Origin of the sequence: Bradyrhizobium sp. AZCC 2176 (assembly GCF_036924645.1) — a bacterium.
In the GTDB taxonomy this organism is placed as follows: Bacteria; Pseudomonadota; Alphaproteobacteria; order Rhizobiales; family Xanthobacteraceae; genus Bradyrhizobium.
The window spans coordinates 3,225,086-3,245,518 of record NZ_JAZHRX010000001.1 but is presented as its reverse complement, the minus strand read 5'-3'; the positions used below and the strand labels follow the sequence as shown (position 1 = coordinate 3,245,518).

Annotated in this window: 22 protein-coding genes; 8 read left to right on the top strand and 14 right to left on the bottom strand. The window is 63.1% G+C overall.

Going from position 1 to position 20,433, the window contains the following annotated elements; translation table 11 throughout:
* Positions 1–10: 10 nt before the first annotated feature.
* Together V1288_RS15040 and V1288_RS15035 are read right to left on the bottom strand one after the other, a co-directional pair.
* Positions 11–1,897, bottom strand: a complete 1,887-nt coding sequence (locus V1288_RS15040; protein ID WP_334357783.1) for a feruloyl-CoA synthase — start codon at positions 1,895–1,897, stop codon at positions 11–13.
* Position 1,898: 1 nt separating this feature from the next.
* A complete protein-coding gene (locus V1288_RS15035) occupies positions 1,899–2,699 on the bottom strand; it encodes a crotonase/enoyl-CoA hydratase family protein (protein ID WP_334357782.1) in 801 nt (266 codons plus the stop codon).
* A 399-nt stretch (positions 2,700–3,098) separates the two neighbouring features.
* Here V1288_RS15035 and V1288_RS15030 point away from each other — a divergent pair, with 399 nt between their 5' ends.
* Entirely contained in the window at positions 3,099–3,587 is a 489-nt protein-coding gene (locus V1288_RS15030) for a YkgJ family cysteine cluster protein (RefSeq protein WP_334357781.1), read from the top strand.
* A gap of 20 nt (positions 3,588–3,607) precedes the next feature.
* Here the strand turns inward: V1288_RS15030 and V1288_RS15025 are convergent, their stop codons facing one another.
* The 4 genes from V1288_RS15025 to V1288_RS15010 all read right to left on the bottom strand — a co-directional run bounded on the left by V1288_RS15025 (position 3,608) and on the right by V1288_RS15010 (position 7,001).
* Positions 3,608–4,069: a DUF3237 domain-containing protein gene (locus tag V1288_RS15025; RefSeq protein ID WP_334357780.1), complete on the bottom strand. Its 462-nt coding sequence runs from the start codon at positions 4,067–4,069 to the stop codon at positions 3,608–3,610.
* A gap of 5 nt (positions 4,070–4,074) precedes the next feature.
* On the bottom strand, positions 4,075–5,391 hold the full coding sequence (locus V1288_RS15020) for a TRAP transporter large permease (protein ID WP_334357779.1): 1,317 nt from the start codon (positions 5,389–5,391) through the stop codon (positions 4,075–4,077).
* A gap of 5 nt (positions 5,392–5,396) precedes the next feature.
* Complete coding sequence (locus V1288_RS15015) at positions 5,397–5,906, bottom strand: TRAP transporter small permease (protein WP_334357778.1); 510 nt, start codon at positions 5,904–5,906, stop codon at positions 5,397–5,399.
* A gap of 78 nt (positions 5,907–5,984) precedes the next feature.
* Positions 5,985–7,001, bottom strand: coding sequence for a TRAP transporter substrate-binding protein (locus V1288_RS15010; RefSeq protein WP_334357777.1), 1,017 nt, complete (start codon positions 6,999–7,001; stop codon positions 5,985–5,987).
* Between the two features lie 237 nt (positions 7,002–7,238).
* On the opposite strand from V1288_RS15010, the gene pobA reads away from it, so the two are divergent.
* Positions 7,239–8,408 carry a 4-hydroxybenzoate 3-monooxygenase gene (gene pobA, locus V1288_RS15005; protein WP_334357776.1) on the top strand — a complete coding sequence of 390 codons (1,170 nt, stop codon included), beginning with the start codon at positions 7,239–7,241 and terminating at the stop codon, positions 8,406–8,408.
* Positions 8,409–8,647: 239 nt separating this feature from the next.
* Complete coding sequence (locus tag V1288_RS15000; protein ID WP_334357775.1) at positions 8,648–9,076, top strand: PaaI family thioesterase; 429 nt, start codon at positions 8,648–8,650, stop codon at positions 9,074–9,076.
* On the opposite strand, the gene V1288_RS14995 is transcribed toward V1288_RS15000, so the two are convergent.
* Positions 9,073–9,966 (bottom strand): LysR family transcriptional regulator, encoded by an 894-nt coding sequence (locus V1288_RS14995; protein WP_334357774.1) that lies wholly within the window; start codon positions 9,964–9,966, stop codon positions 9,073–9,075. The two genes, V1288_RS15000 and V1288_RS14995, sit on opposite strands and share 4 nt — an antisense overlap.
* Positions 9,967–10,098: 132 nt before the next feature.
* Here V1288_RS14995 and V1288_RS14990 point away from each other — a divergent pair, with 132 nt between their 5' ends.
* A complete protein-coding gene (locus tag V1288_RS14990; RefSeq protein ID WP_334357773.1) occupies positions 10,099–10,719 on the top strand; it encodes a pyridoxamine 5'-phosphate oxidase family protein in 621 nt (206 codons plus the stop codon).
* 45 nt (positions 10,720–10,764) lie between these two features.
* Here V1288_RS14990 and V1288_RS14985 read toward each other — a convergent pair whose 3' ends face one another.
* The 3 genes from V1288_RS14985 to V1288_RS14975 form a co-directional block, all read right to left on the bottom strand.
* Positions 10,765–12,144 carry an MFS transporter gene (locus V1288_RS14985; protein ID WP_334357772.1) on the bottom strand — a complete coding sequence of 460 codons (1,380 nt, stop codon included), beginning with the start codon at positions 12,142–12,144 and terminating at the stop codon, positions 10,765–10,767.
* A gap of 49 nt (positions 12,145–12,193) precedes the next feature.
* Positions 12,194–12,928, bottom strand: coding sequence for a glutathione S-transferase C-terminal domain-containing protein (locus V1288_RS14980; protein ID WP_334357771.1), 735 nt, complete (start codon positions 12,926–12,928; stop codon positions 12,194–12,196).
* Positions 12,929–12,992: 64 nt separating this feature from the next.
* A complete protein-coding gene (locus V1288_RS14975; RefSeq protein WP_334357770.1) occupies positions 12,993–13,238 on the bottom strand; it encodes a hypothetical protein in 246 nt (81 codons plus the stop codon).
* Between the two features lie 120 nt (positions 13,239–13,358).
* Here V1288_RS14975 and V1288_RS14970 point away from each other — a divergent pair, with 120 nt between their 5' ends.
* Both V1288_RS14970 and V1288_RS14965 read left to right on the top strand, forming a co-directional pair.
* On the top strand, positions 13,359–14,057 hold the full coding sequence (locus V1288_RS14970) for a helix-turn-helix transcriptional regulator (RefSeq protein WP_334357769.1): 699 nt from the start codon (positions 13,359–13,361) through the stop codon (positions 14,055–14,057).
* Between the two features lie 46 nt (positions 14,058–14,103).
* Entirely contained in the window at positions 14,104–14,418 is a 315-nt protein-coding gene (locus tag V1288_RS14965; RefSeq protein WP_334357768.1) for a YkgJ family cysteine cluster protein, read from the top strand.
* A 139-nt stretch (positions 14,419–14,557) separates the two neighbouring features.
* On the opposite strand, the gene V1288_RS14960 is transcribed toward V1288_RS14965, so the two are convergent.
* Both V1288_RS14960 and V1288_RS14955 read right to left on the bottom strand, forming a co-directional pair.
* Positions 14,558–14,962 (bottom strand): hypothetical protein, encoded by a 405-nt coding sequence (locus V1288_RS14960; protein ID WP_334357767.1) that lies wholly within the window; start codon positions 14,960–14,962, stop codon positions 14,558–14,560.
* Positions 14,963–15,158: 196 nt separating this feature from the next.
* Positions 15,159–15,512 (bottom strand): DUF3307 domain-containing protein, encoded by a 354-nt coding sequence (locus V1288_RS14955; RefSeq protein ID WP_334357766.1) that lies wholly within the window; start codon positions 15,510–15,512, stop codon positions 15,159–15,161.
* Between the two features lie 420 nt (positions 15,513–15,932).
* Here V1288_RS14955 and V1288_RS14950 point away from each other — a divergent pair, with 420 nt between their 5' ends.
* Positions 15,933–17,333 carry a TAXI family TRAP transporter solute-binding subunit gene (locus V1288_RS14950; RefSeq protein ID WP_334357765.1) on the top strand — a complete coding sequence of 467 codons (1,401 nt, stop codon included), beginning with the start codon at positions 15,933–15,935 and terminating at the stop codon, positions 17,331–17,333.
* Between the two features lie 102 nt (positions 17,334–17,435).
* On the opposite strand, the gene V1288_RS14945 is transcribed toward V1288_RS14950, so the two are convergent.
* Together V1288_RS14945 and V1288_RS14940 are read right to left on the bottom strand one after the other, a co-directional pair.
* Positions 17,436–18,314 carry a DUF6537 domain-containing protein gene (locus V1288_RS14945; RefSeq protein WP_334357764.1) on the bottom strand — a complete coding sequence of 293 codons (879 nt, stop codon included), beginning with the start codon at positions 18,312–18,314 and terminating at the stop codon, positions 17,436–17,438.
* 18 nt (positions 18,315–18,332) lie between these two features.
* Positions 18,333–18,998, bottom strand: a complete 666-nt coding sequence (locus V1288_RS14940; protein WP_334357763.1) for a Crp/Fnr family transcriptional regulator — start codon at positions 18,996–18,998, stop codon at positions 18,333–18,335.
* Positions 18,999–19,314: 316 nt separating this feature from the next.
* On the opposite strand from V1288_RS14940, the gene V1288_RS14935 reads away from it, so the two are divergent.
* Positions 19,315–20,427 carry a cyclic nucleotide-gated ion channel gene (locus V1288_RS14935; protein WP_334357762.1) on the top strand — a complete coding sequence of 371 codons (1,113 nt, stop codon included), beginning with the start codon at positions 19,315–19,317 and terminating at the stop codon, positions 20,425–20,427.
* The last annotated feature ends 6 nt before the right edge of the window (positions 20,428–20,433 follow it).

Sequence of the window (20,433 nt, the reverse complement as noted above, 5' to 3'; positions counted from 1 at the left end):
CGAAGTTCGGCTACAGCGAAATCACCTGCGCCGGTGGCGCGGGCGAATAAATTTCTTCAATCAGCGCGCTGCGATTATCCAGTACCGCGCGCTGGTTGATCGAGCCCTTGTCGGTGACCTCGCCGCGATCGATCGACAGCGGCGTATCGAGCAACACCGCGCGCGTGATCCGGGTCGACGAGCCCGTGGCGCCAGCCACCAGCTTCTGGAAGCGCTCGCGGAAGGCGGCAACGATCAGCGGGTCGGACGCAGCAGCGGCGAGATCGTCCAGCGGAAGCGTCGGATTGATCAGGCGGCAACCGTCGAGGTCGAGCACCACCAGCGCCGATATTTCGTCGCGGTTGATTCCGGCAATGACGACGTCACGCACCAGGGGTGCGCAGGCCGCAACGAAGCGCGCGCGCAAGGGGCCGACGCTGACCCAGGTACCACTGGCGAGCTTGAAATCCTCGCCGGTGCGTCCGTCGAAATCGAACCCGGCGTCGAAATCATTGGGGTCGGCCGGCTTCAGCGCATCGCCCATTTTGTAGAAGCCTTCTTCGTCGAAGGCCTTCGCAGTCATGTCCGGCTGGCGCCAGTAGCCCGGCATCACGTTCGGCCCCTTGGCGCGAACCTCCAGCTTGCCATTGTTGGGCACAAGTTTCGCATCATTGCCCAGCACCGGCAGGCCAACATGGCCGGAGCGGCTCGTCATCGGATTGACCGACATGAAGAATGGCGCGGTCTCGGTGGCGCCGAGCCCGGTCAGCATCGGCACGCGATAGCCGGTTTCCTGAACGGAAAGCTCGTCGAGGCTATTCCACACAAAGGCCGACAGCGCGGCGCCCGAGAAGAACATCGCGTGCAAGCGGGTGAAGAACTTCTTCCGCAAGGCGGAATCGTCGCGCAGATAGGGCAGCAGCGATTCATAGCCCTTGGGCACGTTGAAATAGACCGTCGGCGAAATTTCCTGCAGGTTGCGCACGGTCTCTTCGATGCCGCCAGGCATCGGCTTGCCCTCGTCGAGATACATCGAGCCGCCATTGTACAGCGTCAGCCCGATATTGTGATTGCCGCCAAAGGTGTGATTCCACGGCAACCAGTCGACGATGACCGGCGGCTCGTCCTTCAGGAACGCCAGCGTTTCGCGCAGCATCACCTGGTTGGCGCAGATCATGCGCTGGGTGTTGATGACGGCCTTCGGGTTGCCGGTCGAACCCGATGTCAGCAGGAATTTGGCGATCGTATCCGGGCCGATCGCCTCGTGCACCGCGTCGAGGTGCGGATGCAGTGGCGTCGCCATCAGGTCCGCCAGCGTGGTCACGTCGCGGCCGGGCACGGCGCCGCGCGACGCCGCGATTTCGGTGCCGAAGGACACGTTGGCGGCCAGCGCATCGGCGAATTTCGTGGCGTCGTCGGCGAACACGAGGCCCGGCGTCAACAGCTTCATTAGATAGCCGAGCTTGCCGTAGTCCCGCGACACCAGCGAATAGGCCGGCGATACCGGGCAGAAGGGAATGCCGGCATAGAGCGCGCCGAATGCGATCAATGCATGATCGACTGAATTGCCCGAGAGAATGACGACCGGCTTTTCAGCCGAAAGGCCGCGCGCCAGCAGCGCGGACGCGATGTGGCGTGAGGAGGCGAGCAGCTCCGCATAGGTGATCTGCCGCCAGCCGCGTGCGGCGTTCCGTTCCGCCATGAAGACCCGATCGGGCGCGGCCGCGGCCCAATGATGCAGGCGGTCGGTGATGCGCACCGGATAGTCGCGCAGTTGCGCCTTCGGGCGCAGGTAGATGGTGCCGTCGTCGCGGCGCTCGACATCCACCGCGGGCGTGCCAAACGAGATCGGACGCAGCGGATGGTCCCCGCGCGCGGCGGCGGCGGTCGAGACGGACGTGCTGGGCGTGGCGCTCATGTCAGGTCGGCTTCACCTTGGCGGTCTTGTGGTCGAGAAACGCGCGAATGCGGCGCTTCGCTTCTTTGTCGCTCTGCGCCACGGTTGCCATCAGGGATTCCATCAAAAGGCCGGTCTGCGGATTGGCCTCCGCGATCATCGGCAACGCCTGCAGCACGGCGAAATTGGTCAGCGGCGCGTTCGCAGCCACGCGCTCCGCGAGCTCCAACGCCTTCGGCAGCGCGCCATCGGCCTCGGTGAGGTACTGCGAGAAGCCATAGGCCGAGCCTTCGGTGGCCGAATAGACCCGGCCGGTGAGCATCATGTCGATCATCCGTGCTACCCCGATCAGCCGCGGCAGCCGCACCGATCCGCCGCCGCCGACGAAAATGCCGCGCTGGCCCTCGGGCAGCGCGAAATAGGCTGACGGTTCGGCGACGCGGATATGCGCCGCGCACGCCAGTTCCAGCCCGCCGCCGATCACCGCACCCTTCAGCGCCGCGATCACGGGAACGCGGCTATACTGGATGCGATCGAACACCCGGTGCCACATCTGGGAGTGGCGCAGGCCCTCGGTGGCGTCGTGCTCGGTCAGTTCGGACAGATCGAGGCCGGAGGAGAAATGGTCGCCGACGCCATGGATGACCACGGCGCCTGTCCCCTCGGGGAGCTTGGAGAAGCAATCCTGGATCGCAAGGATGATGCCGTCGTTCAGCGCGTTGCGCTTGGCCGGGCGGTTGAGGCCCACGATCAGCACCGCGCCCTTCTGCTCGACCTTGAGCAGGTCAGATGAACCCGCAGCGGCGGTGGAGGCGTTTCCCATGGGTCTGTATTACTTCCTGTGCAGAATAGTTATATTTTATAACGATCTTGGGAGGAGTCAAGGCGGCTGTCCCGCTTCCCCACGCGTCATCGTCGTGCAGCAAACGCGACCGTTGGCGCAAGGGAGCGCCGGCGGCGGCATGGTGGATTACTTCCGCCTTCGCCAAGCTATGCGGATGAGTTCGCTTCGCTCGCAACAAGGGTGAATGTGAAGTGCCATAAGGCCGTCATACACCGCGCAGGCGGGGTATCCAACACGCCACGGATCTCTTCCAATGGCGGCGCGGCTACTTTGAATTTGCTTCTGAACGCATTCTCGTCGTAAGCCACCACCAGATAAATCCGTCCGACCGGTTCGGTAATGTCGACTGTAAATGAACGAACCTGCGGGACCTGCACAATGTGCTGCAAGGTCTACAGCATTCCGGCTCTGAACAAGCGGGAAGGAAAATGGTGCACACATTGTGCAATCGGCTCCGGCTGCCGCATCTACGAGGATCGGCCCGAGCAGTGCCGCTCATTCAGTTGCCTGTGGTTGCAGGATGAGACGATACCGCCGGAGTGGAAGCCGGAAATATCGAAAATGGTGCTCTCCATTTACCCGACGACGGGCTTTATCTACGTCCAAGTCGATCCGGGGACACCGTTTGCCTGGCGCAAGGAACCGTACCTGTCGGGGCTAAAGGCCATGGCGGAACGCCTGCTCCAGGACCGGCGTCACCTTCTCGTTTTCGTCAATGGCAATGCGACCCTGATCCTGCCGACCGGCGCCGTCCCGATTGGCCCGATGTCGCCGGAGGATGGCTTTGCCATCCGCGAAACATTCACGGCCAAAGGGAAGGATTACATCGCGGAGCGCGTGGCGCGCAGCGGTCAGGACCCGCAATAGCGGCGACTAACGACACCTGCTTACAGCACCTGATGCACGTCGATCACCACGCGGTCGGCGTGGCGGGCGGCGGAGGCGATGAACAGGTTTTCCATCAGCCAGCGATACTTTTCACTGCCGGTCTCGAACCGCGGCACGGTGCGGAAATAGATCAGTTTGGGATCGACCGGCTCGCCGCGCTTGAGTTTTTGCAGCAGGTCGACCGGGCCGAAGCGCAGGCCCTTGTTCTCGACATAGACCACCGCGCCGTCGTCGGTTTCGAAGGCGTATTTCGCCTCGAGCTCGATCAGCTCGTTGGGCCGGATGATCTGGAAGTCGGCGCCGAACGGGCAGACCTTGCCGTTGACCTTCTCGCCCCTCACCTCGCCGCCGATGATCGGAATGATCCGGCGCACGCCGGTGCCGATCTCGCCGGCCGACGTCACCTCGCCGATCCGGGCGGTGATGGTGAAGACATATCTGGTCGAGAGCTGCGGAGTCATCTGCCCTATCCGGCCATCCGTTGCGGCAACCACAGCGCCAGGATCGGAAATGCGATCAGGATCACCAGCCGGATCAGGTCGGTCGCCACGAACGGGATCACGCCGCGGAAGATGGTCGAGAACGAGACGTCCTTCACCACGCTCTTGATCACGAACACGTTCATGCCGACCGGCGGATGGATCAGGCCGAGCTCGACCGTCATCACGATGATCACGCCGAACCAGATCGGATCAAAACCCAGATGCATGATGACCGGGAAGATGATCGGCACCGTGAGGATGATCATGGCCATCGCATCCATCAGGCAGCCCAGCACCAGATACATCACCATGATCAGAGCGAGGATGCCGTAGGGTCCGAGCCCGAGGCCGGTGAGCAATTCCGTGACCTTCTGCGGGGTCTGCGTCACCGTCAGGAAGTAGCCGAAGATCAGCGCGCCGATCAGCACCGTGAACACCGCGGCCGCGGTGCGGGTCGCCTGCAGCAGCGAGTTCAGGATTTTTTCCTTGTCGAGCCGCCCGGTGAGCACGCCGATCAGGAACGCGCCGGTGGCGCCGACGCCGCCGGCCTCGGTCGGCGTAAAGCGCGGCAGGAATGGCAGCCCGTAGAGCCCGCCGATCACGAAGATGAACAGCAGCACCGGCGCCCAGATGTCCTTCAACCCGGCAAAGCGTTCGTGCCAGGTGGTTTGCTTACCCGTCGGCAGGAAGTTCGGGCGGAACCAACCGATCAGCGCGATGGTGATCATGTACATGGTCATCGCGAGCAGGCCCGGAATGATGCCGGCAATGAACAGTTTTCCGATGTCCTGCTCGGTGATGATGCCGTAGACCGCGAGCACGGTCGACGGCGGCAGCATGGCGCCCAGCGTGCCGCCGGCCGCGATCACGCCGGTGGCGAACGATTGCGGATAACCGAAGCGGCGCATTTCCGGATAGGCGACCGCAGAGAAGGTTGCGGCGGTCGCCACCGACGAGCCGCAGATCGCGGCAAAGCCGCCGCAGGCCGCGACGGTGGCAATGCCGAGCCCGCCGCGCAGATGGCCGACAAAGCCGTTGGCGGCGCGGAACAGTTCGCGGCTCATGCCGGAATTGCTGACGAACGTTCCCATCAGGAGGAACATCGGAATCACGCCGAAGGTGTAGTCGGTCACCGTGCGCATCGAGGTCTGGCCGACCAGCTTCAGCGCCGGCGCGAAGCCGACCAGATAGCCGAAGCCGCAGACGCCGACGAGGCCCATCGCCATACCGACGGGCACACGCAAGAGCATCAGCGCAAACAGCGCGACAAATCCAAGGACGGCGACGGCGTCTGTGGTCATGTCGCCTACTCCACCGTCTTTACCTTGGCATCATGGATATCTTCCGGATGGAAGATCAGCCGATAGGTACGGATCGCGATCAAGAGCACCGCGGCGCCGTCACCGGCCCAGGCGATGGCGAAGAACGGCCAGGTCGGCATGTGCATGTCGAAGGTGAGCACGTTGTCGTTATAGGTGCCGCGCACCTTGTCGAACAATGTATAGGTCTGCACCGTCACCACGAACAGCAGCACCAGAGTTGCGAACACATCGATCATCCGCTGGTACTTTGGACCGACATTGGCCCAGATCAGGTCGACGGTGATGTGGCCGCCGCGGTAGCTGGTGGCGGCGATGCCCCAGAAGATCAGGATGCCGAGCAGCATGCGGCCGATGTCGAACGAATCCGGGATCGCATAATTGAGCGTGTTGCGCAGCAGGACGCTGATGAAGATGTTGAGCGCCACGATGCCGACAAAGCCGGCGGCGATCCATTCGATGGTGTCGATGAAACGATCCATCCACGCGCGATTCATGTCCGCTCCGAACGGCTGGCAATGGCTGAGAAGACGGCGGCAGGAGAATTCCTGCCGCCGTCAACAGCGTTTGCGTTTCTACTGCGCGAGCGCGTTGTACTTGGTGAGCGAAGCCTTGAGTTCGGCCAACGCCGCGTCCGGATCGCCGCCGTTCTTCCTGACGCCCTCGCCCCAGGTCTTGACCAGCGGCTCGGCCGCCTTCTTCCACGACGCGGTCTGCTCGGGCGTCAGCTTGTAGACCTCGTGACCCGACATCGCCTTGATCTTTTCGACGCCGCCGTCCTCGTACTTGCCCCACGGTTCGCCGACACGACCGGCAGCCTCGGTGTTGCAGTTATTGTCGATCGCCTTCTTCTGCTTGTCGGACATCTGGTTGTATTTGTCCTTGTTCATCACGAAGGCAAAGGTCGTGACGTAGATCGGCGCTTCGATGTGATACTTCGTCACCTTGTCGATGCCGAACAGCACCACCGATCCCCACGGGAATGTGACAGCATCGGCGACGCCGCGCTCGATAATGTCACGAACTTCCGGCGCCGATGACTGCACGTTGGTGCCGCCGAGCTGGGTGACGAAATTCGCCATGGTGGCGTGGGCAGGACGGATCTTCATGCCCTTGACGTCCTCGGGCGTGACGATCTTCTTGGTGCGGGAGTGGAATGTCGACGGGGAATGGATGAAGGCGAGGCAGAACTTGACGTCCTTCATCTCCTTGTCGGCATATTTCCGGTACCAGGCGTCGAGCGCCATCGAGCCGCCCTTGGCGTCCGACATCAGGAACGGCAGCTCGCCGGCGCCGATGATCGGAAAACGGCCGGGCTGGTAGCCGGGGTTGACATAGGTGACGTCGGCAATGCCGTCGCGCGCCATGTCGTAATGGTCGAACGCCTTGCCGAGCTGCTGGGCCGGGAACACCTTGGACTTGATGGTGCCGCCGGAGTCCTTCTCCACCGCCGCGCCCCATTCCTCCAGCGCCTTCTGCAGCGGATGCGAGGCCGGCACCCAGTGCGACAGTTTCAGCTCGAAGGTTTTTTCCTGCGCCAACGCAGGCGTCACACCGGCTGCAAGCAGCAGCGCCAACAACGCTTTTCTCATGGACATTCTCTCCCCTGGCATGACAGGCCTTCTTAAGTCGCGGCCCCGTTAGTTAACATGTTATCTAGCCCGCCCGCATTTTCAAGGCGGACATCCAGCCGCATCGTTTTTGCGGTGCGGCGAACTTGGCTTCACAGTTTTTGCGCCAACGCTTTGCCAAGACTGTTATATGATATAATCATTACGGCAAGTCCGCGGGCTACCGACCTGCAGACTACAGCAATCGGGGAGCCAGGATTGAGGACAAAAGTAGCAATCATAGGTGCAGGTCCGGCAGGATTGTTGCTTGGGCAACTATTACACCTTTATGGCATCGAAAACATCATTCTCGAGCGCCAGACACCGGAATATGTGCTCGGCCGCATCCGCGCCGGCCTGCTCGAGGAAGGCACGGTGGCGCTGCTCGACGAGGTCGGCGCCGGCGCGCGCGCCCATCACGAGGGGCTGGTCCACCATGGCGTCGAGCTCGCGTTCGGCGCCGCGCGCCACCGCATCGACATGTACGGCGCCACCGGCAAGACCGTCATGATCTACGGCCAGACCGAGGTGACGCTCGACCTGATGAACGCCCGCAAGGCGGCCGGCCTCGCCACGGTCTATCAGGCCGCCGACGTCAAACCGCTCGATTTCGATACCGACCGCCCGCGCGTCACCTATGTCAAGGACAGCCTCACGCACGAGATCGAATGCGATTTCATCGCCGGCTGCGACGGCTTTCACGGCGTCAGCCGCGCCAGCGTAAAACCGTCGGCGATCCAGACCTATGAGCGGATCTATCCGTTCGGCTGGCTCGGCATCCTGTCGGAAACCCCGCCGGTCAGCCCCGAGCTGATCTATTCCAACCATGCGCGCGGATTTGCGCTCTGCACCATGCGCTCGACCCGCCGCAGCCGCTACTACGTGCAATGCCCGCTCGACGACGACATCGCGCAATGGCCGGACGAGCGGTTCTGGGACGAACTGAAGCGCCGGATCGACCAGAAGGCGGCGGACGAACTCGTCACCGGCCCCTCGATCGAAAAGAGCATCGCGCCGCTGCGCAGCTTCGTCGCCGAACCGATGCGATTCGGCCGGATGTTTTTGGCTGGCGACGCCTCCCACATCGTGCCGCCGACCGGCGCCAAGGGGCTGAATCTGGCCGCCAGCGACGTGCATTACCTCTCGCATGCATTCCGCGAATACTACGACGAGAAATCCGCCGCTGGCATCGACGGCTATTCCGCAAAAGCGCTGGCGCGGGTCTGGAAGGCGGTGCGCTTCTCCTGGTGGATGACCTCGATGCTGCACAAATTCCCCGACGAGGGCGAATTCGGCGCGCGCATTCAGCTCGCGGAGCTGGAATATCTAGTCAGTTCGAAGGCGGCTTCGGCCTCGCTGTCGGAGAATTATGTGGGGCTGCCGTTTTAAGATATGTTGGAGCGGTAGGGTGGGCAAAGGCGCTCTTCGCGCCGTGCCCACCATCAGGCGCTTCGCAAGAATGGTGGGCACGCTGCGCTTTGCCCACCTACGAGGTCCTGCCCGCTTGGCGCTCCATCATCATCTCATTTCAAACACTCCGCCAAATCCCGTTTAAAACTTTGTAGGCGGTGACTTCGTGGGCACGTTGCGTTCAATGACGGAAGAGATCGTCACGACGCGAGTTGCACATGACAGCCACCGACATTCCTGAAGGCTTTGAACGCCACACCCGCAGGAGCCCGCTGACCGATCCCTGGGAGCCGCTGTATTCGAAGCGAACCGACAAGGCGGTGATCATCGGGCTGCGGCTGGCAAAACCGCACACCAACGGCCGCGGCCTGATTCATGGCGGGCTGATTGCAGCGTTGGCCGACAACGCCATGGGCCATAGCTGCGCCCATGTGATGGGCGGGGTGTCCTCGCTGGTCACGATCGGGCTTGCGGTCGATTTCGTCGGCACTGCCGAGGTCGGACAATGGCTGGCGGTCGAGAGCGATGTCGTCAAGACTGGCAAGACGATCTGCTTTGCGCGAAGTCTCATCAAGGCCGATGACGTCGTGATCGCACGGGCCAACGCGACGTTTCGCGTGGTACCGAAGAAGGCGCCTGTGTCCTAGCCGAAATGCCAGTCGGCCATTTCGGTGACGAGATCGATGAAGGTGCGCACCTTGGCCGACAATAGCCGCGACGTCGGATAGACGATCTGGATCGGCATGGCCGGCTGTTCGAACGAGGCCAATACGATTCTAAGCCGTCCCGCTTTGAGCGATTCGGCAGCCTGATAGGCCATCACCCGCGTCAGCCCGCCGTCCGCTTCCGCATATTGGATGGCGGCATCCGAACTGTTGGTGGCGAATCGCGGCGTGCTGGCGACGCGGATCTCGCGGCCGCCCTCGACGAAGCGCCAGTCGAGCGCTGCCGTCATGGCGCCGAACTGGATGGTGTCATGGGCGGAAATCTCTCCCGGCCGCCGCGGCTCGCCGCGCGCTTTGAGATATCCGGGCGAGGCCACCACGATCCGCCGCATCTCGCCGACATGGCACGCCACCAGCGTCGAGTCGGGCAGATGGCCGATCCGGACCGCAAGATCGACGCCATCCTCGACGAGGTTGACCATACGGTCCGACAAACGGAGGTCGACACCGACGTCGGGATAGCGCTTCAGGTACGCGGTCACGATTCCGCTGACATGCAGCCGGCCGAATCCGACCGGCGCCGAGATGACGAGCTGCCCCTCCGGCCGCGTGCGCTCACCCTCGACGGCCCCCTCCGCCTCCTCGATATCGGCCAAGATCCGCCGCGCGCGCTCCAGGTAACGCGAGCCGGCGTCGGTCAGCGTCACCTGCCGTGTGGTCCGCTGCAGCAACCGCGCGCCTAGCCGCTCCTCCAGCGCCGCAATCAGCCGCGTGACGCCCGAGGGCGACAGGCGGAGCTTGCGGGCCGCGGGGGCAAAGCCCCGGAGGTCGGCCACGGCGACAAAGGCCTGCATGGCATCGATTCGGTCCATCGAACTATTGCATATTTTGCAATAGTGAAGTGTCAATCGTCGAGATTGTTTTAGTTATGGGAACATCCATCTTGTAGCCGAAAGACGACCGTTTTGGCGCCCCATGAAAGGGGACTCACGGGAGAAACTCAGATGCCCGAAGTTCACACCTATTCCAGCGACGTCGCCTTCACCCCGGCAGTGAAGGTGATCCAGACCCGCAAGGGCTCACGCGAGGCCTATGCCCATGTCGAGGCGCGCGGCGGCTGGCGTACCGAGATCGACGAAAACCTCGCCGGCTTCCTCGCCGAGGCCACCAGCTTCTATCTCGCGACGGCCGCGGCGGACGGCCAGCCCTATATTCAGCACCGCGGCGGGCCGAAGGGCTTTGTCAAAATCCTCGACAAGAACACCATCGCGTTTGCCGACTATAGCGGCAACCGGCAGTACATCACTCAAGGCAACCTGTCGGAGAATCCAAGAGCGCATATTTTCGTGATGGACTACACCCATCGCCGACGCGTGAAGATCTGGGGCGAGGCGCGCGTGGTTGAAGACGATCCGGCCTTGACCACTGCGCTGATGCCGCAGGGCTACAAGGCGCGCCCCGAGCAGGTCATCCTGTTCCGGATCGCCGCGTGGGACACCAATTGCCCGCAGCATATCCCGCAGAAGTTCGATGCCGCCGATGTCGCGCAGGCGCTGGCCGTGCGCGACGCCTGTATCGCCGAGCTCGAGGCGCAACTGGCCGCATTGCACGGCCAGTCCGCATAAATCGAGATGGGCGAGCACCGAAAGGGTTCAACACCGTGCGGCTCGTTACGTTGATCTCGAGGGAAGTAGCACCAGGGCGGCTGTCATGCCGAGCAAGGCTGCGAGCGCGGCCAGCGTGAAAGGTTTCGCGAACGCCGCCACATCGTTGGCGGTACCAAGCAGAGCTCCCAGGACCGCAATGCTGATGGCGAAGCCGCTTTGGCGCACGATCATCATCACCGCCGAGGCCATGGCCGCCTGCGCAGGCGGCGCGAGAGCTATCGCAACAGCCGACAACTGCGGATTTGCGAGCGCTGCACCAACGCCGATCGCGAGCATTCCCACGACCGTGGCGACGACGCGTATTGCGGGAGTCTCGGAGAGGGCGCAGATCACGAGCGATGCGTCGCCAACGATCATGGTGCCGAAAGCAATCGTGAAGAGAAGCTTCCATCCCTGCTGCGCCGCAAGGCGCCCGCCAATCGGCGGTACCAGCAACATCGGCAAGGTCGCCGCAAGCAGCACCACGCCTGCGAACTCCATGCTCATGCGAAGCCCGGCATTCAGGAACAGCGGCAGATATACCAGCACAGCCCAGTAGCCGAACTGGATGGCGGTCAGCAGCGCGCCCACCCCGGCCATGGCGGACGTTGCGAATACACGGGGATCGAGCAGTGGACGCGGCCTCCGCCATTGCTGCCAACCAAAAAGTATGGCCGCCGTTGCGCTCCCCACCAGGCCGGCGGCTGTCGTGACGAGGCGCCCATCGTGCCCCAGAAGCGTATCGATCGCCAAGCCAAGCGACATCGTAAGCAGCGCGACACCGACAGGGTCTAACGGCCGCCCCTTGGGATCTCTGGTCTCGGCGACGAGCCGTGGCACAGTCAGAGCCAGGGCGACGCAGAAGGGGATGTTGGCGAAGAATATCCAACGCCACCCGAACCATAAAGCCAGGAAGCTGCCGAGCGTCGGGCCCAAAGCCATGGCGACACCGGAGATCACACCCAGGACGCCAAACGCGCGGGCCCGCTGACCGGCGCCCGGAAATGAACTGGCGACAAGTGCGAGTGCACCAGTGACCAGGAACGCGGCGCCTACTCCCTGCAGGACGCGCGCCGCGAAAAGCGTCAGCCCGCTCGTGGCGATGCCACATCCGATTGAAGCAAGCAGGAACACGGCGTTGCCGCCCAACATGCTCCGCCGACGGCCGAAGCGATCTGCAAGCGCTCCGGCCGCAAGAAGCGCGCCGGTGAACGCAAGGCTGTAGGCGTCAATGATCCAGGCGAAGCCGGCTATTCCGAAGCCGAGGTCCTTCGCGATGGCGGGCATCGCGATCACGACCGCCGTCACGTCGAACTGCGTCAGGAAGCTGCCGGTGCCAAGCGCGAGCGTGATAAGGAAAGAACGCCGCTGTCCGATGCCCTTGTCTGATGTGCGGTTGGCCACGCGGCCTCCTGCCCCCACCGCCGCCGTCGCGCGTGAGTCGAAACCCCGATCAGGCGGCTTGCTCTTGCTGCACTGGCACCCAGGCGAATTCCGGATAGTACAGCAGCATCATCCGGTCGACATAGGCGGTGAGGTTCGCGAACTGTTCGGTCCGCTGCCGCAGGGCTGACTCAAAGAACGGCGTCAGGATTCCGGCGAGTGCGCCGAAGGCGGTGGCATCCATGCCGCATGGCGTTTCGCCCATCAGAAACGGCCTGTCGCCAAGCTGGACCGACAATGCAAACAGCGAGCGGACGGCAAGATCGATATCCTCTTCGGGGGCGTGGCGGCCGAGGCCGCTGAGCAGGTAGTTCTCGGCGACCCGGAACTGCGCGTCCTCGCGCATCTTTTCGCGCAAATGCAACGGCGCGCTGTCGAAGAAATGCGCAGGGCCCTTGGCAAAATTGTCGCCATCGACCCAGCGCGCGCCGACCAGCGCCCAATAGACGTGGTGCTCGATCGTCCGCTCGAACGCCCAGGCCTGCGCGCGCGCCTGCAGACTGAGCGGCGCGTCGAAATCGAAACCGTATTTGGCCTCCAGATGAGCGCGAATGAAGGTGGAATCGGCAATCGTCTCGGCGTCATCGACGATGTAGGGCAACTGTCCCTTCGGCGAGGCCGGGGGCTTGGCCTTCTCCTTGCGATAGGCAAGACCGGCCATCTTTAGCTGGACCTCGGTCTTGGTCACAAACGGGCTAATCTCCGGCAGGCCGAACCCGGCCCCGAAGCCGTAGAGGGTAATCATGTGGATCTCCCGATATCCTTAAAACGTGCCCCGAGGCTAGCGGCCCCCTGCTGCCACCATGGTGTCAGCAGCAGCAATGCCCGCCGCGGCCCTCTTCGGCCCGCGGCGTGCGGGTCTTGCGCACCCACGAGCCAAGCTGCCCTTGCGCAAAGGCGCACATTGCGGTGAATGAGCGCCACGCCAGCTCAACCATCGCCCAGCGCAGGTCGGTGGTGACGCACTGGATGGAAACCAGTTCCAATGCAAATGCCTGGGCATTCACGAGGGGTCCGCGGCTTCTCCGGAAGCCGAATTCGCTGAAAATCGTCATGGACAAATTCCCTTCACTTGAGGTGTTGTCCCGGTATACCGAACCCCTGCTGCCAACATGCTGTCAGCATCGGGCAGACGCCTCTTGGAAAAGAGTGCCTTTTGGAAAAGAGAACGAGCCATGCGACGGGCCGACCGGCTGTTCCAGATCATTCAGGTGCTTCGGCGCACCCGGAAGCCTTTGACGGCGGACGCGATTGCGGCCGAGCTGGAGACTTCGAAGCGAACCATCTACCGCGATATAACGACGTTGATCGAACAACGGGTGCCGATCCGCGGCGAAGCGGGCGTGGGCTATATCCTGGAAAAGGGATTCGACCTGCCGCCCTTGATGCTCACGCCTGACGAGATCGAGGCCTGCGTGCTCGGCGCGCAATGGGTGGTCGGCCACGCCGATCCGGCGCTGGCACGCGCAGCCCAGGACCTGATGGCCAAGGTCGCCGAAACCGTGCCGGAACGGCTGCGGCCCTTCGTGCTGGAGCCGGCCAGCCGCGCCCGGTCGGCCTGGAACCGGGAGCCGGACCGTATCGACATGGTGCGGACGCGGACGCAAATCCACGAGGGCAAAAAGATTACCCTGAACTATCGCGACGAGCACGGCCGCGACAGCCAGCGGACGATCTGGCCGATCGCGGTCGGCTATCACGAGGCGGTGCGGATACTGGCAGCGTGGTGCGAACTGCGGAAGGATTTCCGCAGTTTCCGCACCGACCGGGTCGTCGAGGCGGTCTATCACGACGAGAAATATCCGGAACGGCGCGACATCCTGCGCGCGAAATGGCGGCGGAGCCTGGTCTGGGAGGCGCCGAAAGATACCTGACGCCGGTCCGCTGGCCGTGGCCGCCATTTGAGGCTAAACGCAAACCATGCATCGAATCGCCGCCGAAAACGAAAGCCCCTGCCAGACCTGCGGCGCCTGCTGCAGCTACTCGCGAAACTGGCCGCGCTTCACCACCGAGGACGATGCGGCGCTCGACCTGATCCCGGAAAAATTCGTCAACGAAAGACTGTCGGGAATGCGCTGCGCCGGCGATCGCTGTTCGGCGCTGTCAGGCAAGGTCGGCGAGGCGACGTCGTGTCTGATCTATGCGGTGCGACCCGAAGTCTGCCGCACCTGCATGCCCGGCGATGTCGAATGCGCGATGGCGCGGAAGCGGCACGGCTTGCCGGTGCTGGCGTGATATGAGTTGTCGTCCCTGCGAACGCAGGGACCCATAACCACAGGGTTACGTTGTTGAAGAAGGACGTCGACCCGCGTGCCCAATAACCACGGCCGCGGCGTATGGGTCGCTGCGTTCGCAGTGACGACGGGCGGAGAGATTACGCCGTCACCGCTTCGGCAAAATCTTCGTCGTCGATCTCGTCCTCGATCGGCTTGAACGTCGAGAGCGGCTTGGTTGAAAGCGTGATCGGCTTGCGGCCGCCGTGGGATGACGACGAGGCGGAACGCGCGGCGGGTTCGCGCGACAGCGCATAGAGCGTGGAACCGACACGGCCGCCGAAATGGATCAGCTCGCGTTCGGTGCAGCTTGCTGCAATCGCAACGGCCAGCGCATGCAGATGGCTGCGGCGGTAGCAGAATAGCGCCAGCATGGCGCGGACCTCGGATGAAACGCTTTCGACCAGCAACGCCAGGCCGTTTGCATTGGCGCGATACATCTCGCCGAGCAACTCGTCTCGGACCGGACAGAAATCGTTCTCGAAGGCGTCGCGGCTTGAAAACATTGCGGGTTCTCCCTTTGCGGAAGATGCAGTGCAATACTCTAATGAAAGGTTAACCACCCGCATCAGTAGTGTTCCGGGGGGCTTGCCAGTCATTCCTGAATTTGAACCGGCACATGATTCGTGGCCGGAGCGGATACTTAGCCTTCCGATACGGGAGGAGGATTGAACAAGGCGGCCGGTAGCGGCGGAAACGGGATCAGTTCGCCGCCATGAAGATCGACAGGCCGAAGCCGGTGAGATGGTGCAACGCCTGATCGACGCCGATCAGCGTCCAGAACCACGGATGCTCGTTCTCCTGCGTCACGCCGTAGCGGGAAGCGATGATCCCCTTGAGACGGTCGACGGTGATGTGAATCGCGAAGTCGATGAAGGCGACGAACCAGAATCGCGGCGCGACGATCAGGATCAGCGCCATCCCTACCGCGAGGTGGACGAGGCAATGCGCCAATAGCGGCAAGGCCCAGCCTGTCTTTTGATCCTTGCCGAACGCCATCCAGGAAGTTTGCAGCATGAAGTCGGCAATGACGTGCTTCACGGTGAGAAGCAGCATCCATCCTATCAGCGCACCTACCGGGACCGAGGACGACATCGAAGGAAACAACAAAGCTGGCGCCCTTTGCTGGGACTGGAGAGGTGGCGAAAAACCGGGACCTAGGCTGTCAGCGCAATGTTGTTGTCAAACCCGGACTGTTCGAACGTTGCCTTTATTTATGACATCTCCTGCGCCGGAATGCACCTGTGGGTAGTCTGAAAATCGCACGGTGTGGCGGAACTGCGATACTGCGGCACGGGCGCGCAGCGTGGTCTGCGGGTAACGTTACCGGGCGGGCGCGGTTTGCAATCCCACAGGAGCGGGCTATCATTGGCCGGCGGGCTAAATTATCGTTCTTTTCTAGGTATTTACGAATTCATTCGGACGGCCTGCAGCCTGCTCGGCGGCGACACGTCCCTGACCTTCCGGGTACGAGCCATGAGTGCTGAAGCCCCAACGCCGCATCCGGAAATGCCGCGTCGCCGTGCACGGGTCGTCAAGAGCAACCGGACCCAAATCCTGCTGTTTTCCATCCTGACCCTGATCCTGACCGCCGCCGTGGTGTGGGGTGGCCGGACCTGGGTGCGCAATTCGGAGACGCTGGTGTTTGCCGTCGGCGAGGCCAACGGCCCCGAGGCGCGCTTTGCCGCCCGGCTGGCGACGGTGCTGAAAAACAATTCCTCGCGGCTGCGGCTCAAGATCGTGCCCAACGGCGACAATGCAAAGGCGTTGTCGCAGTTCGACCGCAAGGAAGCCAACCTTGCGGTACTGCGCACCGACGCCAGGATTCCGCCCCGCGCCCGCGCGCTGGCGATTCTCGAGCACGACCTGCTCCTGCTGATCAGCCCGAACGGCAAGAAGATCAAATCCATCGCCGAGCTGAAGAAAAGGAAGATCGCGGTCATAGCCGACGGCGAGAGCGGGGCTACGCTGGTGCGCAATATTCTCGAACTCTCCGACACCCCGGATGCGGCAGCGCGGGTCCAGATGGCGCCGCCGGGCGCGACCTTCGACCAGCTCTTCGCCGCAGGATTTGGCGCCGTGGTCAAGATCGCGCACGCCTCGCAGATCGTGAAGGACAAGAGCTACGAGCAATATACCCGGCGCGGCGGCTTCACCCTGAATGCGATCGATTCGGCGAAAGCGATCGCCAGGAAATACCCGGCGCTATCGGAGGAGACGGTGGCAACCGGCATGCTATCCGCCTCGCCCGCTGTCCCGGCGGAAGACGTCGACACGATTGGGCTCGAATGGCTGTTGGTCGCCCAATCCAAGCTCTCGACTACGACCGTGAGTGACCTCGCGCGGATCATCTACGAGAACAAGGCCGAGCTCTCGCTCACCGACGGCTTCGCCTCCAAGATCGAGCCGGCCGCAACCGATAAGGATGCCTTCATCGTGGCGCATCCGGGCGCTGCCGAATACATCAATGATGAAATCAAGTCCTTTGTCGAGCGCTACAGCGACCTGATGTATGTTGCGCTGGCCGCGCTCAGCATCATCGGCTCGATCTTTGCCGCCATCTATACCAAGGTCACCCGGATTGCGCCGGAGAAGGCCAGCCAGCTCGCAACCGCCATTCTCGATATCGGCGAGCGCATGGAATACGCCAACTCGCTGGACGCCGTGGACGAGCTGCAGATCGAGCTGGAAGCGGTCCTGCGCGGCGTGGTGATCGGATTGCGCGACGGAACCATCAGCAGCGACGGGCTAGACACCTTCAAGCTCGGCTATGAATTCGTGCGCGACGAGATCGGCTTGCGCCGCGAGCATCTCAAGCGGCACCCGCCATCCCAGGACGACAAGGTGGTGGCGGTGAAAACCGCGCAAAGCGCGTAAGATTAGACGTAGGGTGGGCAAAGCGAAGCGTGCCCACTATCAGGACCTTCCGCACGGATAGATGGCGGGCACGTCGCTTGCGCTCCTTTGCCCACCCTACATTCAATGAACTGCCGCGTTCGAACCGGCGGGCACCCGCGCGCGGATTTCGGCGATCTTGCGCTTGAGCGCCGCCTGCCGCGGGTCGGGCAATGCGGCGGCGCGCGCCTCAGTCACGGCGCCGGCAAGATCCGGCAGTGCCAGCACGCCGTCGAAGGTCGGCTTGGCAAGCCCGTCGATGATCGCATTCCAGTCCGCCATGCCCTGCCGGTAGACGTCGCCATATCCCTCGATCATGGTCGCGGTCTGGATAATCGCGGGCGCGGCCGCGGGCTGTTTGGTCAGGCTGCGGTCGATCATGTGCAGCCAGCGCTCGACCCAGACCCGCTCTTTGGCATAGCGCACCGAAAGCAGCCGCCATCGCCGCAGCCCCGCCTCTATCTTGAGGCGGCGGATGCCGAACCGGCTGGCCGTGCTGAAGCGGATCGAGACCCGCTTGTTCAGCCAGCCTGCCCATTCGAGTGCATCGAGCAGATACTCGGCGATGACCGCGGGGAGCGCGCCGACCAATTCTTCTAACCGGAATTTCTTGACGTCGACTGATCCGGCCGGTGCGCCGGGCCGGCTGTCGAGTTCGGTAAGCTTGAGCTGCGCGATCCGGATCGGGTCTTCGTAGCTCATGCGCATCGCCATCAGCCGCGCAATTTCGGTCAGCATCGCGTCGTCGACGCCCTGCTTGCCGACGAACCGGCGCAACCGGTCGACATAGAGGTGGGCGTAGCTCGGCCCCTGATAATCGATCAGAAGATGGATGCCCTCGCTCGCTACCGCCATCACCGGCTCCGGCAATCCCTCGGGCAAAAACGGCGGCGTGTCGTCATCCTCGCCGATGAAATCCGCGAACAGATAACGCAACGACGACAGGATACCGCGGTCTGACACTCCCTTGGCTCCCGGCCTCTATGCGGGCTTCGGCGCGGCGGCGGATGCCGTTTGCTGGTTCAACTGCTGCTGCAGCGTCTCGAGGTTCTGAAACAGCCGGGCGCTGGACAGGCGAAGGAAGTAGAAGCCGAACGCCGGGTTCTGCACGTAGAGCTCCTCGACCTTGGTGTAGCTGACGCTGAGGACGAGCCCGGCTTCCACGCATTCCAGCGTCTGGGTTCGCATGTTCGACGGCGACAGCATGCCGAGTTCGCCGACGATGGCGCCGACCGGAAGCACGATACCCGACTCGACCAGCTTGAACTTGCCGCTGACGATATAGAGCATGTCCTCGGCCTTCTCGTCCTTGTAGAACAGTATCTCGCCGGCCGCGCATTGGCGCTCGGTCATGAACGGCTTCAGCCATTCCATCGAGAGGTCGCTGTTGACGGACTTCTTCACGTCGCGCACCAGTTGCAGCATCTGGTGCAGGCGATAGGAGTTGACGAACAGCATCACCGCCTGAACGCCCATGACCAGGTAGTTGTGGGTCGGGATCGCGGTCACGATCAGGACGACGTTGGCGAGGATGCCGAAGACCCGCAACGGGATCATGGTCTTCATCGTGGTGGTGGCGACCACGAAAATCGACGCGAACAGCGCGCCCGCGGTTCCTGCGTGTTGTGCCAGATGAGACGTATCCATCGGAAACCAACCAATATCTAAAACGCGTGCGTTTTCACGATTCTGTTGCACCGCCCGCTATCGTAATGTCCGCGGGGCCATTTTGATATACGAGGAAAGAACGACGATTTGTCGGGATTCTCACGATTCCCGGGTAAAATTCGGCCCTCAACCCGGCCCCCGACCGCCGCCCGGACCGTCGGCCCGGGGACGCGTAGCGCGCTGTGAAGGCCGTCGTTGACGGCCTCGCTGCTGGCGGGCACGTTGCGGACATTGGTCACGCTGCGGCTTGGCCGTCACCCAGCTTTATTGCACCCATCAGGCCCCTCCTCATCCGATGACCAAGCGGCTCGTTCTCTCGGCACTGGCTCAGTTCACCGCCAAGACGGCCGGCCGCAACATGACCACAGCGGCCTATGCCGCGGTGGCCGCCGGCGTCGCGGCGATGGTAGTGCTCACCGCGGCCCCGGCCTATGAGGCGGCGCACCATTGGGTCGACGCGGTGCTGTGGACGTGCCTCGTCTATTTCGTGTTCGAATGGCTGGTGCGGCTGCGCCACATGGCGCGGCAGGGGCGGCTGTCGCTCTACGCGCGCTCCAGCAGCGGGGTCGTCGACGCGATCGGTGCCCTGGCCGTGCCAGTTGCTCTCCTCGTGGGCATCGAGCCCAGGACGGCGTGGCTGCTCAGCATCCTCTGGGTGCTCAAGGTCGTTCCGGGCATCCCGGGGCTGCGGCAGCTCCGGCGTGTGCTGGTGCTGGAATCAGGGCCGTTGTTCAGCGTGCTCGTGATCTTCCTGATGGTGGTGTTCCTGGCATCGGTTGCGGAATATTTCCTGGAGCGCGACGTGCAGCCGGCGACCTTTGGCAGCGTGCCGGCGGCGCTGTGGTGGGCGGTGGTGACGCTGACCACCACCGGCTATGGCGACGTGGTGCCGATCACGCCGCTCGGTCGCATGGTTGCGGCGTTGGTGATGATCTCCGGCCTCGGCGTGTTCGGGCTCTGGACCGGTATTCTGGCGACCGGCTTTGCCGCCGAGACCCGCCGCGACAATTTCCTGAAGACGTGGGAGACCGTCAGCAAGGTGCCGTTCTTCGCTACCCTCGGCCCGGCCGCGATCGCCGACGTCACGCACATGCTGCGCACGATGGACCTGCCGGCGCGCACCATGATCATCCGCAAGGGCCAGCAGGGCGACTGCATGTATTTCATCGCCGCCGGCGAGGCCGAGGTCGAATTGCCCGGCAAGAAGGTAGCGCTCGGCGAAGGCGCGTTCTTCGGCGAGATGGCCCTGCTCGGCAACAATGTGCGCGGCGCTAATGTCACGACCACCAAGGTGACGCGGCTGCTGGTGCTCGACCTCGTGGATTTTCGCCTGCTGATGGCGCGGCATCCTGATCTGGCCGAGACCATCGACGTCGAGGCCAAACGCCGCGCGCAAGAGAACAAATAGTTCAAA

Bases quoted from the DNA above. Each gene is read 5' to 3' on its own strand.
- V1288_RS14975 (WP_334357770.1), bottom strand. From the start codon at position 13,238: ATGACGATTTTCAGCGAATTCGGCTTCCGGAGAAGCCGCGGACCCCTC.
- V1288_RS14990 (WP_334357773.1), top strand. From the start codon at position 10,099: ATGCCCGAAGTTCACACCTATTCCAGCGACGTCGCCTTCACCCCGGCA.
- V1288_RS15015 (WP_334357778.1), bottom strand. From the start codon at position 5,906: ATGAATCGCGCGTGGATGGATCGTTTCATCGACACCATCGAATGGATC.
- V1288_RS15020 (WP_334357779.1), bottom strand. From the start codon at position 5,391: ATGACCACAGACGCCGTCGCCGTCCTTGGATTTGTCGCGCTGTTTGCG.
- V1288_RS14970 (WP_334357769.1), top strand. From the start codon at position 13,359: ATGCGACGGGCCGACCGGCTGTTCCAGATCATTCAGGTGCTTCGGCGC.
- V1288_RS15010 (WP_334357777.1), bottom strand. From the start codon at position 7,001: ATGAGAAAAGCGTTGTTGGCGCTGCTGCTTGCAGCCGGTGTGACGCCT.
- V1288_RS14980 (WP_334357771.1), bottom strand. From the start codon at position 12,928: ATGATTACCCTCTACGGCTTCGGGGCCGGGTTCGGCCTGCCGGAGATT.
- V1288_RS14955 (WP_334357766.1), bottom strand. From the start codon at position 15,512: ATGCTGCTTCTCACCGTGAAGCACGTCATTGCCGACTTCATGCTGCAA.
- V1288_RS15000 (WP_334357775.1), top strand. From the start codon at position 8,648: ATGACAGCCACCGACATTCCTGAAGGCTTTGAACGCCACACCCGCAGG.
- V1288_RS15035 (WP_334357782.1), bottom strand. From the start codon at position 2,699: ATGGGAAACGCCTCCACCGCCGCTGCGGGTTCATCTGACCTGCTCAAG.
- V1288_RS14935 (WP_334357762.1), top strand. From the start codon at position 19,315: ATGACCAAGCGGCTCGTTCTCTCGGCACTGGCTCAGTTCACCGCCAAG.
- V1288_RS14965 (WP_334357768.1), top strand. From the start codon at position 14,104: ATGCATCGAATCGCCGCCGAAAACGAAAGCCCCTGCCAGACCTGCGGC.
- V1288_RS14940 (WP_334357763.1), bottom strand. From the start codon at position 18,998: ATGGATACGTCTCATCTGGCACAACACGCAGGAACCGCGGGCGCGCTG.
- V1288_RS14995 (WP_334357774.1), bottom strand. From the start codon at position 9,966: ATGGACCGAATCGATGCCATGCAGGCCTTTGTCGCCGTGGCCGACCTC.
- V1288_RS14960 (WP_334357767.1), bottom strand. From the start codon at position 14,962: ATGTTTTCAAGCCGCGACGCCTTCGAGAACGATTTCTGTCCGGTCCGA.
- V1288_RS15030 (WP_334357781.1), top strand. From the start codon at position 3,099: ATGTGCTGCAAGGTCTACAGCATTCCGGCTCTGAACAAGCGGGAAGGA.
- V1288_RS15040 (WP_334357783.1), bottom strand. From the start codon at position 1,897: ATGAGCGCCACGCCCAGCACGTCCGTCTCGACCGCCGCCGCCGCGCGC.
- V1288_RS15025 (WP_334357780.1), bottom strand. From the start codon at position 4,069: ATGACTCCGCAGCTCTCGACCAGATATGTCTTCACCATCACCGCCCGG.
- V1288_RS14950 (WP_334357765.1), top strand. From the start codon at position 15,933: ATGAGTGCTGAAGCCCCAACGCCGCATCCGGAAATGCCGCGTCGCCGT.